This is a genomic window from Pseudomonas brassicacearum, from assembly GCF_000585995.1.
Classification (GTDB): Bacteria; Pseudomonadota; Gammaproteobacteria; order Pseudomonadales; family Pseudomonadaceae; genus Aquipseudomonas; species Aquipseudomonas brassicacearum_A.
Genome location: NZ_CP007410.1, coordinates 5,039,961 through 5,054,507, shown reverse-complemented (window position 1 = coordinate 5,054,507; position 14,547 = coordinate 5,039,961). Strand labels below are relative to the sequence as shown.

16 protein-coding genes and 1 riboswitch are annotated in these 14,547 nt (G+C 63.3%); of the genes, 14 read left to right on the top strand and 2 right to left on the bottom strand.

The window, feature by feature from the left end:
• Positions 1 to 57: 57 nt before the first annotated feature.
• From hda to CD58_RS21580, 3 genes are all read left to right on the top strand, one after another.
• The gene (gene hda, locus CD58_RS21590) at positions 58 to 762 is read left to right on the top strand and encodes a DnaA regulatory inactivator Hda (RefSeq protein WP_025215043.1); all 705 of its coding nucleotides are present in this window, start codon (positions 58 to 60) and stop codon (positions 760 to 762) included.
• A gap of 214 nt (positions 763 to 976) precedes the next feature.
• Positions 977 to 1,603, top strand: a complete 627-nt coding sequence (locus tag CD58_RS21585; RefSeq protein ID WP_025215042.1) for a C40 family peptidase — start codon at positions 977 to 979, stop codon at positions 1,601 to 1,603.
• A gap of 165 nt (positions 1,604 to 1,768) precedes the next feature.
• Positions 1,769 to 2,302, top strand: coding sequence for a C40 family peptidase (locus CD58_RS21580; RefSeq protein WP_025215041.1), 534 nt, complete (start codon positions 1,769 to 1,771; stop codon positions 2,300 to 2,302).
• A gap of 183 nt (positions 2,303 to 2,485) precedes the next feature.
• Here the strand turns inward: CD58_RS21580 and CD58_RS21575 are convergent, their stop codons facing one another.
• Both CD58_RS21575 and CD58_RS21570 read right to left on the bottom strand, forming a co-directional pair.
• A complete protein-coding gene (locus tag CD58_RS21575; RefSeq protein WP_025215040.1) occupies positions 2,486 to 3,796 on the bottom strand; it encodes a PQQ-dependent sugar dehydrogenase in 1,311 nt (436 codons plus the stop codon).
• 197 nt (positions 3,797 to 3,993) lie between these two features.
• Complete coding sequence (locus tag CD58_RS21570; protein WP_025215039.1) at positions 3,994 to 4,578, bottom strand: hypothetical protein; 585 nt, start codon at positions 4,576 to 4,578, stop codon at positions 3,994 to 3,996.
• Positions 4,579 to 4,731: 153 nt separating this feature from the next.
• A riboswitch (cobalamin riboswitch) is annotated at positions 4,732 to 4,944 on the top strand.
• 78 nt (positions 4,945 to 5,022) lie between these two features.
• Between CD58_RS21570 and cobO the strand changes: the two genes are divergently transcribed.
• The 11 genes from cobO to CD58_RS21515 all read left to right on the top strand — a co-directional run bounded on the left by cobO (position 5,023) and on the right by CD58_RS21515 (position 14,505).
• Complete coding sequence (gene cobO, locus CD58_RS21565; RefSeq protein ID WP_025215038.1) at positions 5,023 to 5,649, top strand: cob(I)yrinic acid a,c-diamide adenosyltransferase; 627 nt, start codon at positions 5,023 to 5,025, stop codon at positions 5,647 to 5,649.
• A complete protein-coding gene (locus CD58_RS21560; RefSeq protein ID WP_038436706.1) occupies positions 5,646 to 7,040 on the top strand; it encodes a cobyrinate a,c-diamide synthase in 1,395 nt (464 codons plus the stop codon). Before cobO ends, CD58_RS21560 begins: the two co-directional genes overlap by 4 nt.
• Complete coding sequence (gene bluB / locus CD58_RS21555; protein ID WP_025215036.1) at positions 7,037 to 7,687, top strand: 5,6-dimethylbenzimidazole synthase; 651 nt, start codon at positions 7,037 to 7,039, stop codon at positions 7,685 to 7,687. Before CD58_RS21560 ends, bluB begins: the two co-directional genes overlap by 4 nt.
• Positions 7,684 to 8,592, top strand: coding sequence for an adenosylcobinamide-phosphate synthase CbiB (gene cbiB, locus CD58_RS21550; protein ID WP_025215035.1), 909 nt, complete (start codon positions 7,684 to 7,686; stop codon positions 8,590 to 8,592). The genes bluB and cbiB overlap by 4 nt, the downstream gene beginning before the upstream one ends.
• Entirely contained in the window at positions 8,585 to 9,577 is a 993-nt protein-coding gene (cobD, locus tag CD58_RS21545; RefSeq protein ID WP_025215034.1) for a threonine-phosphate decarboxylase CobD, read from the top strand. The genes cbiB and cobD overlap by 8 nt, the downstream gene beginning before the upstream one ends.
• Positions 9,574 to 11,025: a cobyric acid synthase gene (locus CD58_RS21540; protein ID WP_025215033.1), complete on the top strand. Its 1,452-nt coding sequence runs from the start codon at positions 9,574 to 9,576 to the stop codon at positions 11,023 to 11,025. Before cobD ends, CD58_RS21540 begins: the two co-directional genes overlap by 4 nt.
• A gap of 123 nt (positions 11,026 to 11,148) precedes the next feature.
• Positions 11,149 to 11,670, top strand: coding sequence for a bifunctional adenosylcobinamide kinase/adenosylcobinamide-phosphate guanylyltransferase (gene cobU / locus CD58_RS21535; protein ID WP_025215032.1), 522 nt, complete (start codon positions 11,149 to 11,151; stop codon positions 11,668 to 11,670).
• Positions 11,667 to 12,722 carry a nicotinate-nucleotide--dimethylbenzimidazole phosphoribosyltransferase gene (gene cobT / locus CD58_RS21530; protein WP_025215031.1) on the top strand — a complete coding sequence of 352 codons (1,056 nt, stop codon included), beginning with the start codon at positions 11,667 to 11,669 and terminating at the stop codon, positions 12,720 to 12,722. The genes cobU and cobT overlap by 4 nt, the downstream gene beginning before the upstream one ends.
• The gene (gene cobC / locus CD58_RS21525) at positions 12,719 to 13,294 is read left to right on the top strand and encodes an alpha-ribazole phosphatase family protein (protein ID WP_025215030.1); all 576 of its coding nucleotides are present in this window, start codon (positions 12,719 to 12,721) and stop codon (positions 13,292 to 13,294) included. Before cobT ends, cobC begins: the two co-directional genes overlap by 4 nt.
• 2 nt (positions 13,295 to 13,296) lie before the next feature.
• Positions 13,297 to 14,025: an adenosylcobinamide-GDP ribazoletransferase gene (locus tag CD58_RS21520; RefSeq protein WP_025215029.1), complete on the top strand. Its 729-nt coding sequence runs from the start codon at positions 13,297 to 13,299 to the stop codon at positions 14,023 to 14,025.
• Positions 14,026 to 14,100: 75 nt separating this feature from the next.
• Positions 14,101 to 14,505: a MarR family winged helix-turn-helix transcriptional regulator gene (locus CD58_RS21515; protein WP_025215028.1), complete on the top strand. Its 405-nt coding sequence runs from the start codon at positions 14,101 to 14,103 to the stop codon at positions 14,503 to 14,505.
• Positions 14,506 to 14,547 lie beyond the last annotated feature (42 nt).

Sequence of the window (14,547 nt, the reverse complement as noted above, 5' to 3'; positions counted from 1 at the left end):
ACTTTGCGCACTTTACACAGAGGCCACTAACGGTTCCTTGGGAACTGTTCAGTCAGCATGAAACCGATTCAGCTGCCCCTAGGTGTGCGTCTGCGTGATGACGCTACCTTTATCAATTACTATCCAGGCGCTAATGCCGCTGCACTCGGCTATGTCGAGCGGCTCTGCGAAGCCGACGCCGGCTGGACCGAAAGCCTGATTTATCTGTGGGGCAAGGACGGGGTAGGGCGCACGCACCTGTTGCAGGCGGCTTGCCTGCGGTTCGAGCAGTTGGGCGAACCGGCCGTGTATCTGCCGCTGGCTGAATTGCTGGATCGCGGTGTTGAAATCCTCGACAACCTTGAACAGTACGAGCTGGTCTGCCTGGACGATCTCCAGGCGGTGGCCGGCAAGTCCGATTGGGAAGAAGCGCTGTTCCATCTGTTCAATCGGTTGCGCGACAGCGGTCGGCGGTTGCTGATCGCCGCATCGACGTCGCCGCGAGAGTTGCCGGTGAAGCTGGCGGACCTCAAGTCCCGTCTCACCCTGGCGCTGATTTTCCAGATGCGTCCACTTTCCGACGAAGACAAACTCCGTGCCCTACAGCTGCGTGCTTCCCGACGTGGCCTGCACCTGACCGATGAAGTCGGGCATTTCATCCTCACCCGTGGCACCCGCAGCATGAGCGCGCTGTTCGAATTGCTCGAGCGCCTCGACCAAGCCTCCCTTCAAGCCCAGCGCAAGCTGACTATTCCTTTTTTGAAAGAAACTTTGGGCTGGTAAAACTGTCCCGCGATGATGGCTCAAAGCCTCTTCTGGACGCGGTGAAGCCCGCGGTTTTGCTGGGCTGCAGGGCTGCAAGCCGTTCAAATCGGGCTTAAGCGCTTAGATGTAAAGGCGAAACCGAGAAGTCACATTTGCATCGATTGAATTTGCAAATGAGGATGATAGAAGGCATAGTCTCGCCATCTTTACTACTTCAGCCACGGTCGTGCCCATGCTAAATCGCTTCGCACCCCTCGTGCCTCTCGCACTCGTTACCCTGTTGTTCGGTTGCGCTGCCCACTCTCCAGTGTCCCAGCAAGCGCCACAACCACAGGTCAGGAACTCCGTTACCGCCCAGTCTTCCTCCGTTGCGTTCCAGGAAGAAATGGCCTCCGACAAAGAGCTGGCAGCTTTCGCCGGCAGCAAGCCTTATCAGCTTCCAGTGTTGGCCGACAGCATTCTGGAGCGTGGCATGTCGTTGATCGGTACCCGGTACCGTTTTGGCGGTACCTCTGAAGCCGGCTTCGATTGCAGCGGTTTCATCGGCTATCTGTTCCGCGAAGAGGCCGGCATGAACCTGCCGCGTTCCACGCGGGAAATGATCAACGTGAACGCTCCGCTGGTTGCGCGCAACCAACTGGAACCCGGTGACCTGCTGTTCTTCAGCACCAACGGTCGTCGCGGTCGTGTCAGTCACGCCGGTATCTACCTGGGTGACAACCAGTTCATCCATTCCAGCAGCCGCCGCAGCGGTGGCGTGCGAATCGATAGCCTGGGCGACAGCTACTGGAACAAGACTTTCATCGAAGCCAAGCGCGCCCTCGCCATGGCCCCGACTGTGGTCACTGCCCGCAAGTAAGCACACAGTTTGTAAGGCAAACTTAAAGTCTTACTTGAAGTTTGCTGCATAGCCGCTAGAATCCTTGATCATTGATTGATGGCAATCCGCCTGCGTATTACGCAGGCGGATTTGTTTTCATGCCCACGGCAGAAAAGCCGCATCCAGATCAGGATTGTTCTGCATATGTCGACGTCGGCCCGCCTCGCTCTCATGTTCCTTGCCGCGCTGCTCAGCGCCTGCGCCAGCCGCACTCCGCCGCCAGCACCCGTGCGGGCTCCAGTGGTCTTCGCCCCCTCGCAAGCCTTTTCCCCGGCCGCCGAAGATGTGCTTTTTCGGGCGCTGGGCCTGGTGGGGACGCCGTATCGCTGGGGGGGTAACACGCCGGATTCGGGTTTCGATTGCAGCGGCCTGATTGGCTATGTCTACCGCGATGCGGCGGGCATTTCCCTGCCGCGTTCCACGCGGGAAATGATCGGCATGCGCGCCCCGGATGTCGGTAAGGAAGCCTTGCAGTCCGGTGACTTGATTTTCTTCGCCACCAACGGCGGCTCCCAAGTCAGCCATGCCGGGATCTATGTAGGCGAGGGCCGTTTCGTCCATGCACCGGCCACCGGTGGCACGGTCAAGCTCGATAGCCTGTCCAAGGCCTATTGGCAGAAGGCTTACCTGGGCGCCAAGCGGGTGCTGCAGCCGGAGCATCTGGCGCGTAATCCCTGACCCTTCGACTTTTGCAGTGCTAGAAAGCTTTTGTGGCGAGGGAGCTTGCTCCCGCTGGGTTGCGCAGCAACCGCCAGAAGCTGGGGGCTGCTTCGCAGCCCAGCGGGAGCAAGCTCCCTCGCCACAGGTGTTCACCATGTCCCCAGACCAAACAGAGTTCCTTCACAAGTCTTGGGTGGCGGGTTATTTAGCCGACACCCGCCAAATCTTGTTCCCCACATCATCGGCCACCAACAACCCCCCCTGTTTATCGATCACCACGCCCACCGGCCGGCCCAGGGCTTTTTCGTCGGTGTTCAGGAAACCGGTGAGTACATCCACGGGTTGTCCCACTGGCTTGCCGCCAGTGAACGGTACAAAAATCACCTTATAACCGCTGTGGGGCTTGCGGTTCCAGGAACCGTGCTGCCCGACGAAAGCTCCTTCGGTAAACGGCGCGGGCAAGCGACTGCCTTCGGCGAAGGTCAGGCCCAGCGAGGCGGTGTGAGGGCCGACGGCGTAGTCCGGGGCGATGGCCTTGGCCACCAGGGCCGGGTTCTGCGGTTCGACCCGGACATCGACGTGCTGCCCGTAGTAGCTGTAGGGCCAGCCATAGAACGCGCCGTCCTTGACCGAAGTGATGTAGTCCGGCACCAGATCGCTGCCGATCTCATCCCGCTCGTTCACTGCTGTCCACAGGGCGCCGCTGCTGGGTTCCCAGGCCAGCCCGTTGGGGTTGCGCAGACCCGAGGCAAAAATACGGTGATTGCCGCTGGCACGGTCCACTTCCCAGATGGCGGCGCGGCCTTCTTCGGCCTCCATGCCGTTTTCCGCGACGTTGCTGTTCGAGCCGGTGGTGACATACAGCTTGCTGCCATCCTGGCTGGCGATCACGTTTTTGGTCCAGTGATGGTTGAGTGTGCCGCCCGGCAAGTCGACGACCTTGGTCGGTTGCGCCTTGATCTGCGTGTCACCGTCCTTGTAGGGGAAGCGGATCAGTCGGTCGGTGTCGGCCACATACAGGTCATTGCCCACCAAAGTCATGCCGAACGGTGAATTGAGATTTTCCAGGAACACCGTACGGGTTTCGGCGATGCCGTCGTGATTGGCGTCGCGCAAAAGCGTGATGCGATTAGGGCTGGGCACGCCGGCACCGGCGCGGCCCATGACCTTTTTCATCACCCAGCCACGAATGCCCTTGCTATCGTCTGGTTTGGGCGGGGCGTTGGTTTCGGCCACCAGCACATCGCCATTGGGCAACACATAGAGCCAGCGCGGATGGTCCAGCCCTTCGGCGAAGGCGCCCACTTGCAGGCCCTGGGCCGCGGTAGGCTTGGCGCCGTCCGGCCAGCCGATTGCTTCGGCGATGTTGACGGTAGGGACCAGGGTCTTGTTTGGTTCGGGCAGTTTCGGTGCAGGACCGGTGCCGTCGGACACTTGCAGCGTGGAAGACTCGCCACAAGCGACAAGCCCGGCGGCAAGGGCAACGATCAGAAGGTGCGGTGGCTTGAGCATGCTGGCTTCCCTATGAATGCATGTAGTTATTCATAGAGAAGCGTAGACGCGCGATGGTTCAACTGCGGGTAGGCCAGTCTGCCAGGTAAAACTTTATGGGAGCGAGCTTGCTCGCGATGGCGGTGTGACAGCCAAGATTGATGTTGCCAAGTGCACCGCTATCGCGAGCAAGCTCGCTCCCACAGTTCTTGAATGAGTCAGCCGTGGGCCTGTTTGAACAGCACGGCGATGCCGGGGTGATAGTGCCCAGCCTCGTTGCGTAACTTGCGATAGGCATAAGGGAAGTACCAGGCCACGGCGCAGGTGTTTTCCTTTTGCAGGTCGTCGATCATGTCTTGCAGTTCTTCGGGCGTGGCGCTTTGCTGGGCTTTTTGCGGCGAGACGAACAGGCAGCCCAGCTTCAGGTCGCTGGGGTAGCTGATGCGCTTGGCATCGCTGGCGGCTTCCGACAGCGGTTGGGTCAGGTTCAGGTTGTTGACCTTGGGCCAGCGTTGGGTGGCCTGGATGAAGGCGCGCTCCTCGGTACTGGCGATAAGCAGATCGGCGCTGACGTTGCGTTCGCCTTCTTCATTCTGCTTGCGGGTCGGCGCGTTCTGCAGCGTGACCATCTCGGCCATCCAGGCGGCGGCCGACAGCAAGCTGAGATTGGCGCGTTCATCGAACCAGTAAGGCGTGTCGTTATCGCCGCGCACGGCGTTGTAGCGGTCGATACAGTCAAACCAACGTTCCAGCACCGGGCGCAGGAACTCCAGTTTTGGATTGCTGATGATCATGCCTTGCATACCTTGCCCTCTTGTTTTTGTGATATCGGGTCGTAATGTCGCTTTGATATCACTTGCCGCAGAATCACACAAGATTGGCGTCATTTTATTGATTGGCGCCAATGACTGTGTCGACAAACGGCTTTAATTGACGCTCCACCCCCAACCCTCTAACCTTCGCCGCTTGTTTCAGGTGCTCTGTGGCCGTTTGGCCGACAGAGTGAAACAGGGAAGCCGGTGAGTGCACACGAACCCGGCGCTGCCCCCGCAACGGTAAATGAGTCAAGGTTGCCTACAGGCCACTGTGTCCATGGACATGGGAAGGCGCGCAGCCCGGCACCACGCCGCTCATGAGCCCGGAGACCGGCCTGATTCATCCAACGGCATCACGGTGGGCGATGCCAGGCTTGTTGCCGTCTTTTTTGTGCCTGCCCGCCGTTATCCAATCCCAACGGAGAGCCCCCCATGACCGACTCCCTCAGCACCGATACGTCTGATCGCGACGAACGCCACCTGGCGCGCATGCTGCGCAAGAAAGCCGTGATCGACGAGCGCATCGCCAACTCGCCGAACGAGTGTGGCTTGCTGCTGGTGCTGACCGGCAACGGCAAGGGCAAGAGCAGCTCGGCGTTCGGTATGCTCGCCCGGGCCATGGGGCATGGCATGCAATGCGGCGTGGTGCAATTCATCAAGGGGCGCAACAGCACTGGCGAGGAACTGTTTTTCCGCCGCTTCCCGGAACAGGTGCGCTTTCACGTCATGGGCGAAGGTTTCACTTGGGAAACCCAGGATCGCCAGCGCGACATCGCCGCTGCCGAAGCCGCCTGGGCGGTATCGCGGCAATTGCTCGGCGATCCCTCCCTTGGCCTGGTGGTGCTCGATGAACTCAACATCGCCCTCAAGCACGGCTACCTCGACCTCGATCAGGTCCTCAGCGATCTCCAGGCCCGTCCGCCCATGCAGCATGTGGTAGTGACCGGTCGCGGCGCCAAGCCGGAAATGATCGAACTGGCCGACACCGTCACCGAGATGGGCATGATCAAGCACGCGTTCCAGGCCGGTATCAAGGCGCAGAAAGGCGTCGAACTGTGAGTAACCCTTGCCTGACAAGCCGCCGCTGTCCGGCGGTGCTGATCGCCGCCCCGGCCTCGGGGCAAGGCAAGACTACCGTTACCGCCGCCCTGGCCCGCTTGCATCGCAATCAGGGGCGCAAGGTGCGCGTCTTCAAGTGCGGTCCGGACTTTCTCGACCCGATGATCCTCGAGCGTGCCAGCGGCGCGCCGGTCTATCAGTTGGACATGTGGATGGTCGGTGAGCAGGAAAGTCGCCGGTTGTTGTGGGAAGCCGCCGCCGAAGCGGACCTGATCCTGATCGAAGGGGTGATGGGGCTGTTCGACGGCACTCCGTCCAGCGCTGACCTGGCCCGGCATTTTGGCGTGCCAGTGCTGGCGGTGATCGATGGCACGGCCATGGCCCAGACCTTCGGCGCCCTGGCCCTGGGCCTGGCGCGTTATCAACCGGACTTGCCGTTCGCTGGCGTATTGGCTAACCGGGTCGGCACCTTGCGCCACGCGCAGTTGCTCGAAGGCAGCCTGACCGAAGGCCTGCGTTGGTATGGCGCGCTGTCCCGGGAAACCGGCATTGAATTGCCCAGTCGCCACCTCGGGCTGGTCCAGGCCAGCGAGTTGAACGACCTCGACCTGCGCCTCGATGCGGCAGCCGAGGCCCTGGCCGGCAGTTGCGAGGTGGCACTGCCGCCAGCGGTCGAATTCGCCGCGCCCGAGGTGATCAACCCGCTGCCGTGGCTCGACGGTGTGCGCATCGCCGTGGCTCGGGACGAAGCGTTTGCCTTCACCTATGGCGCGAGCCTGGATCTGCTGCGGGCCATGGGCGCGCAGTTGAGCTTTTTTTCGCCAATCCATGACACCGCGCTGCCCGAGGCGGACAGTCTTTACCTGCCCGGCGGTTATCCGGAGCTGCATCACCTTGCGTTGGCCCGGAACGCGCCGATGCTGGCGGCGATCCGTGCTCACCATGAAGCCGGTAAACCGCTGCTCGCCGAATGCGGCGGCATGCTGTATCTGCTGGATTCCCTGACTGACGTCGAAGGCAACCGCGCCAAACTATTGGGCTTGCTGGCGGGTGAGGCGCAGATGCAAAAGCGTCTGGCAGCCCTGGCCCTACAAGCGGTGGATTTGCCGGAAGGCACCCTGCGTGGGCACACCTATCATCATTCGCTGACCAGCACCGAGCTGGCGCCGATTGCCCGTGGGCATAGCCCTAATGGCGGACGCGGCGCCGAGGCGGTTTTCCGGTTGGGGCGGATGACGGCTTCTTATGTGCACTTTTATTTTCCGTCCAATCCGAGGGCGATTGCCGCGCTGTTTGCGCCTGACCTCGAGGCCGCCTTCGCGAGCAAGCTCGCTCCCACATTTGATCACCTGAACCCTGTGGGAGCGAGCTTGCTCGCGAAAAGGCCATGACCGACAACGCCTTCCCCCAGGCCGAACGCGATGCGGTCTACCGCGCCATCGCCGAGCGCCGTGACATGCGCCACTTCACCGGCGGCACGGTCGAGCCGGCCTTGCTGCGCCGCCTGCTGGAAGCCGCGCACCAGGCGCCCAGCGTCGGCCTGATGCAACCCTGGCGATTTATCCGCATCAGCGACCGCGCCTTGCGCGGGAACATCCAGCAGTTGGTGGAGGAAGAACGCATCCGCACCGCCGAGGCCCTCGGCGAGCGCAGCGATGAATTCATGAAGCTCAAGGTCGAAGGCATCAACGACTGCGCCGAAGTGCTGGTGGCGGCGTTGATGGAGGATCGCGAGCGGCACATCTTCGGCCGACGGACCTTGCCGGAAATGGACCTGGCCTCGCTGTCCTGCGCGATCCAGAACCTCTGGCTGGCCGCTCGCGTTGAAGGGCTGGGGTTGGGCTGGGTGTCATTGTTCGAGCCTCAGGCCCTGGCCGATCTGCTGGGCTTGCCCGCCGGTGCCAAACCGCTGGCGATACTCTGCCTGGGGCCGGTCGAGGGGTTTTACCCGGCGCCGATGCTCGCCCTGGAAGGTTGGGCACAACCGCGTTCGCTGAATGAATTGCTTTATGAAAACCATTGGGGAGTGAGCCCATGAGCGTGGCGTTGCTCAGTGTCGCCGCAGTGGCGCTGGATGCGCTGCTGGGCGAGCCCCGGCGCTGGCATCCGCTGGTGGCGTTCGGCGGTTTTGCCGAGCGGATCGAACAACGCTTCAACTCCGGTGGGCGCGGCTGGCGCAGCCATGGGGTGACGGCGTGGATCATCGCTGTACTGCCGCTGACCCTGCTGGCCACCGCCCTGTCTTGGGCGCCCATGGTTGGCTGGCTGGTGGAGATCCTCGCACTGTACTGTGCCCTCGGCCTGCGCAGCCTCGGGGAACATGTCGAGCCGGTGGCCCAGGCGTTGCGCAGTGGCGATCTGGACGAAGCGCGCCTGCGTGTCGGCTATCTGGTCAGCCGCGAGACTCGGGAACTGGACGAAACCGCCGTGGCCCGCGCCGCCACCGAGTCGGTACTGGAGAACGGCAGCGATGCGGTGTTCGCCGCGCTGTTCTGGTTCGCCGTGGCCGGTGCGCCCGGTGTGGTGTTGTATCGCCTGAGCAATACCCTCGATGCCATGTGGGGCTATCGCAACGAGCGCTTCGAGCGCTTCGGCTGGGCGGCGGCAAAGATCGATGATGCGCTCAACTACATTCCGGCGCGCCTGGTGGCGTTGACCTATGCGCTGCTCGGCAAGACCCGCCTGGCGCTCAAATGCTGGCGCACCCAGGGTCCGACCTGGGACAGCCCCAATGCCGGGCCGGTCATGGCCGCCGGTGCCGGTGCGCTGGGCGTCGAGTTGGGCGGGGCGGCGGTTTATCACGGCGAACTGCACCAGCGTCCAGCCCTGGGCGAAGGCGTGCCAGCGAGCGCGGACTCCATTGATCGCGGCTGGCAATTGGTCCAGCGCGGCGTATGGTTATGGCTGCTGATTCTCTGCCTGGGAGCTGAGTTTTATGCTTGAGCACGGTGGGCGCCTGCGCAACGCGGCCCGGCAATACGGGATCGCCGAGGGGGACTGGCTCGATTTGTCCAGCGGCCTGGCGCCTTGGCCGTTCGACGTCCCGGCGATTCCACTGCGGGCCTGGGCGCGCCTGCCTGAAACCGATGACGGCTTGGAACAGGCCGCCTGCGATTACTACGGGGCGTTGGATGTGCTGCCGGTGGCCGGTTCGCAGATGGCCATCCAGCTATTGCCGCGCCTGCGCCGGGCCGGCAAGGTCGGCGTCTTGTCGCCGTGTTACGCCGAGCACGCCGAAGCCTGGCGCCGCGCCGGCTACATCGTGCGCGAAGTGCTGGAGCCGGAGGTGGATTTCTTCCTCGACAGCCTCGACGTGCTGGTGGTGGTCAACCCGAACAATCCCACGGGCTTGAGCCTGGACCCGGAGCGTTTGCTGGACTGGCACGCGCGCCTGGCCCAGCGCGGTGGCTGGCTGGTGGTGGATGAAGCGTTCATGGACATCACGCCGCACCTGAGCCTGGCGGCGCACGCCCATCAGGTCGGGCTGATCGTGCTGCGGTCGTTCGGTAAGTTTTTTGGCCTGGCTGGCGTGCGTCTGGGGTTTGTCCTGGCCGAGCGGCGCTTGCTTAAGTTGCTCGCCGAACAGGTCGGGCCGTGGGCCGTCAGCGGGCCAACCCGGGTGCTGGGCCAAGCCTGTCTGCTGGACACCACCGCCCACGTCCGCCAACGCCAACGCTGCGAAGCTGCCAGCCAACGCCTCGCGCTGATGCTGGAGCGCCATGGCTTCAAGCCCCAGGGCGGCTGCGGTTTGTTCCAATGGCTGGTCACTGAGCATGCCGTGGGGCTTCACGATTTCATGGCCCATCGCGGCATTCTCCTGCGGCTGTTCGTGAACAACAGCAGCCTGCGTTTCGGGCTTGCGGCCGATGACGCCGAGTTCTTGCGCCTCGAACAGGCGCTCGAGGCCTACACCAAGGACATTCAATGACCACTGTGATGGTGCAAGGCACCACGTCCGATGCCGGCAAAAGTACCCTGGTCACGGCGTTGTGCCGCTGGGTCCGGCGCCAGGGCGTCAGCGTGGTGCCATTCAAGCCGCAGAACATGGCGCTCAACAGCGCCGTGACCGCCGACGGCGGCGAAATCGGCCGCGCCCAGGCGGTGCAGGCCCAGGCCGCCGGCCTTGAACCGCATACCGACATGAACCCGGTGCTGCTCAAACCCAACAGCGACACGGGCGCCCAGGTGATCATCCATGGGCGCGCCGTCACCACCATGAACGCCGTGGCCTATCACGATTACAAAGCCATCGCGATGCAGGCGGTGCTGGCCTCCCACGCACGCTTGAGCGCGGCGTATCCGGTGGTGATGGTGGAGGGCGCGGGCTCGCCGGCAGAGATCAATTTGCGCGCCGGCGACATCGCCAATATGGGCTTTGCCGAGGCGGTGGATTGCCCGGTGCTGCTGATCGCCGACATCAATCGCGGCGGGGTCTTTGCCCATCTCGTCGGTACCCTGGAGCTGCTGTCGCCCAGTGAGCAGGCGCGGGTCAAGGGTTTCATCATCAATCGTTTTCGTGGCGACATCGCCTTGCTGCAACCGGGCCTGGATTGGTTGGAGGCGCGCACCGGCAAACCGGTGGTGGGCGTGTTGCCCTACGTCATGGACCTGCACCTGGAAGCCGAGGACGGCCTCGACCAGCGCCAGACCGACAAGGCCGAACAGGTGCTCAAGGTGGTGGTGCCGGTGTTGCCGCGCATCAGCAATCACACCGATTTCGATCCGCTGCGCCTGCATCCGCAGGTCGACCTGCAATTCATCGGCCCTGGCCAGGCCATCCCCCCGGCCGACCTAATTATCCTGCCCGGTTCGAAAAGCGTGCGCAGCGACCAGGCCTACCTGCGCGCCAACGGCTGGGAAAGCGAGATCCAAAGGCACCTGCGCTACGGCGGCAAGCTGCTGGGCATCTGCGGCGGTTTGCAGATGCTCGGCCAGCACGTCCACGACCCGCTGGGGCTGGAAGGCGCGGCGGGTTCCAGCGCCGGGTTGGGCTTGCTGGCCTTCGAAACGACGCTGGAACACGAGAAGCAATTGCGCAATGTCCGCGGGCGATTGGCCTTGGAAGAGGCTGAAGTCAGCGGCTATGAGATCCATGCGGGTGTGACCTCCGGCCCGGCCCTGGAACACGCGGCGGTGTACCTGGAAGACGGCCGTTGCGACGGTGCGCAAAGTCTCGATGGGCAGATATTCGGCACCTATCTGCACGGGTTGTTCGAGTCTCCCCAGGCCAGCAGTGCGTTGTTGCGTTGGGCCGGGTTGCAGGATGTGCAGGATGTGGATTACCACGGGTTGCGTGAGCGGGACATCGAGCGGTTGGCGGATCTGGTGGAGCGGCATTTGGATACTCGGTTGTTGCGTGAACTCTGTGGGATTTAGGGTGGCTAGGCTGGCCTCTTCGCGGGCAAGCCCGCTCCCACAGGGGAATGCATTTCAAAATGTGGGAGCGGGCTTGCTCGCGAAAGCGTCAGTCGTCACACCGCCAATAAAAGGTAATGCACCATGCTCCAACTCATCCTCGGCGGCGCCCGCTCCGGCAAAAGCCGCCTGGCGGAAAAACTCGCGGTCGAAACAGGCTGGCCAGTGACCTACATCGCCACCAGCCAGCCCCTGGACGGTGAGATGAACGCACGAGTCGCCCAACACCGCGCTCGCCGCCCGGCCGAATGGGCGCTGGTGGAGGAACCCTTGAGCCTGGCCCGGGTGCTGCGGGAAAACGCTGCCTCCGGACAATGCCTGCTGGTGGATTGCCTGACCCTGTGGCTGACCAATCTGCTGATGCTCGACGACCCTGAGCGATTGAGCGCAGAACGCGATGCACTGCTGGACTGCCTCGCCGCGTTGCCCGGGGACATCATTTTTGTCAGCAACGAGACCGGCATGGGTGTCGTGCCCCTGGGCGAGTTGACTCGCCGTTATGTCGATGAAGCCGGTTGGCTGCATCAAGCCTTGGCCGAACGGTGTCAGCGCGTCGTGCTGACCGTCGCCGGCCTGCCCCTGACTCTCAAAGGTACTGCGTTATGAATCACCGTTGGTGGCTGGACCCGTGCAAGCCCCTCGATACCCAGGCCCTGGAACAGGCCGCAGCCCGTCAGCAACAACTGACCAAGCCGGCCGGCTCCCTGGGGCGACTGGAGTCGGTGGCGGTGCAACTGGCGGGGCTGCAAGGGCAGGTCAAGCCGAGCCTGGATCAAGTCTGGATCGCGATTTTTGCCGGCGATCATGGCGTGGTGGCGGAGGGTGTATCAGCCTTTCCCCAGGAAGTAACCGGGCAGATGCTGCTCAACTTCGTCAGTGGCGGCGCCGCGATCAGCGTCCTGGCGCGGCAACTGGGTGCATATCTGGAAGTGGTGGACCTAGGCACCGTGACGCCTGCGCTGGACCTACCCGGCGTGCGGCATCTGCGCGTCGGTCCCGGCACGGCGAATTTCGTCCACGGCCCGGCGATGACCGTGGCCCAGGGCGAACAGGCTTTGCAAGCCGGCCGCGACAGTGTGCTACGTGCCGTTGCGGCCGGGACGCACTTGTTCATCGGCGGCGAGATGGGCATCGGCAACACCACGGCGGCCAGCGCCCTGGCCTGTGCCTTGCTCGATTGCCCGGTGGCGCATCTGGTCGGCCCGGGCACCGGCCTGGACGCGGCGGGTATCAGCCACAAGGCCCAAGTGATCGAACGGGCCCTGGCACGGCACGCTGTCCAGTGCGACGACCCGTTGCAGACCCTGTTCAACCTCGGCGGTTTTGAAATCGCCGCGTTGGCCGGCGCTTATCTGGCCTGTGCCCAAAAGGGCGTCGCTGTGCTGGTGGACGGGTTCATCTGCAGCGTTGCGGCCCTGGTGGCGGTGCGCCTCAATCCGGAATGCCGGCCATGGTTGCTGTTCGGCCATCGCGGTGCCGAGCCGGGCCATCGCCACGTGCTCGAAACCCTCGGCGCCGAACCTCTGCTTGAGCTCGGCCTGCGCCTGGGCGAGGGCAGTGGCGCGGCGCTGGCGGTGCCGCTGTTGCGCCTGGCCTGTGACCTTCATGGGCAGATGGCGACGTTTGCCGAAGCCGCCGTGGCGGATCGCCCGGCATGACGTTGCGCCTGGACCTGCTGCGTCACGGCGAAACCGAGTTGGGCGGCGGATTGCGCGGCAGCCTCGACGACGCCTTGACCGCGAAGGGCTGGGAACAGATGCACGCGGCTGTCATAGAGGGCGGGCCCTGGGATCGGCTGGTGAGTTCGCCATTGCAGCGTTGTGCGCGTTTCGCCGAGCAACTTGGCGCCCAACTCGGTGTGCCAGTGCATTTGGACAAGGATCTGCAAGAGCTGAATTTCGGCGCTTGGGAAGGCCGCAGCGCGGCGGCGTTGATGGAGACTGACGCCGAAGCCCTGGGCCGGTTCTGGGCCGATCCCTACAGTTTTACTCCACCCGATGGCGAGCCGGTGCTGGCGTTCTCCGGGCGCGTTTTGGCGGCGGTCGAACGCCTGCATACCGCCTATGCTGGCCAGCGCGTTTTGCTGGTCAGCCATGGTGGCGTGATGCGCTTGTTGCTGGCCCAGGCCCGCGGCCTACCTCGCGAGCAACTGCTCAATGTCGAAGTCGGTCATGGCGCGGTGTTCTCCCTGCGCGTGTCGTCCGGTCCAATGCTGAAAGAGGCGGTTTGAGCATGTTGCCGTTCTGGATCGCCCTGCAATTTCTCAGCAGCCTGCCGGTTCGCCTGCCGGGTATGCCCGAGCCTGAGCAACTGGGCCGTTCGCTGCTGTTCTACCCGCTGGTGGGGCTGCTGTTCGGTGGCTTGCTGTGCTTGCTCGATGCCGTGCTGCTCGGCGCGCCGCCGCTGCTGCATGCCGCGCTGTTGCTGACGGCGTGGGTGTTGCTCAGTGGCGGACTGCACCTCGATGGCCTGGCCGACAGCGCGGATGCCTGGTTGGGTGGATTCGGCGACCGCGACCGCACACTGCTGATCATGAAAGACCCGCGCAGCGGGCCGATCGCCGTGATCACCTTGGTGTTGGTGCTGTTGCTAAAATTCGCCGCGCTGCTGGCACTGATCGAGCAAGGGCAGACCTTGGCGTTGCTCATCGTCCCAGTGTTGGGGCGCGGCGCGTTGCTTGGGCTGTTCCTGACCACGCCTTACGTGCGTGCTGCTGGCTTGGGTCAGGCCCTCGCTGATCACTTGCCTCGGCGCGTGGGTTGGCAGGTGCTGCTGGCCTGTGCGTTGGCCTGCGTGCTGGTGGCGGGTTGGACGGGGGCATGGATGCTGGTGGTGGCGGCCTCGGTATTTTTTTCGCTGCGACAGATGATGCTGGGTCGGCTGGGGGGATGCACCGGGGACACGGCTGGGGCTTTGCTGGAACTGCTTGAAATGGTGGTGTTGGTGGCGGCATTGATCTGAAATTGAACGCCCCTTTGTGTTAGGTTTTTTTTATTTAAATTTGCATTCCCTTAATCACGGGTATATACACGCATCATGCTTCCTTCCCAATGCTTGTGCATCAACCTGCGTCGCGCCGCACGTGGCGTCAGCAGGTATTACGACGGCGCCCTCGATGGCTTCGGGATCAACGTTGCCCAGTATTCTTTGCTGAGTAACCTGGCGCGCCTGGACCAGCCGAGTATTTCTTCCCTGGCCGAGGCCATGGGCCTGGACCGCAGCACCCTGGGGCGTAACCTGCGGGTGTTGGAAGGCGAGGGGCTGGTGGCGCTGGCCGAGGGTGAAGACCTGCGCAATCGTATCGTCGAGCTGACCGACGCCGGGCATGCCCGGTTGGCGGCCGCATTGCCGGCCTGGGAAGCGGCGCAACAACGATTGATCGAAAAACTGGGCGCCGAGAAGCGCACAGCGTTGCTAGCCTTGCTGGATGAACTTGCGTGAAGCCGGTTCGTTCGATGAAAAGCGGGTATCTACCCGCGAGCG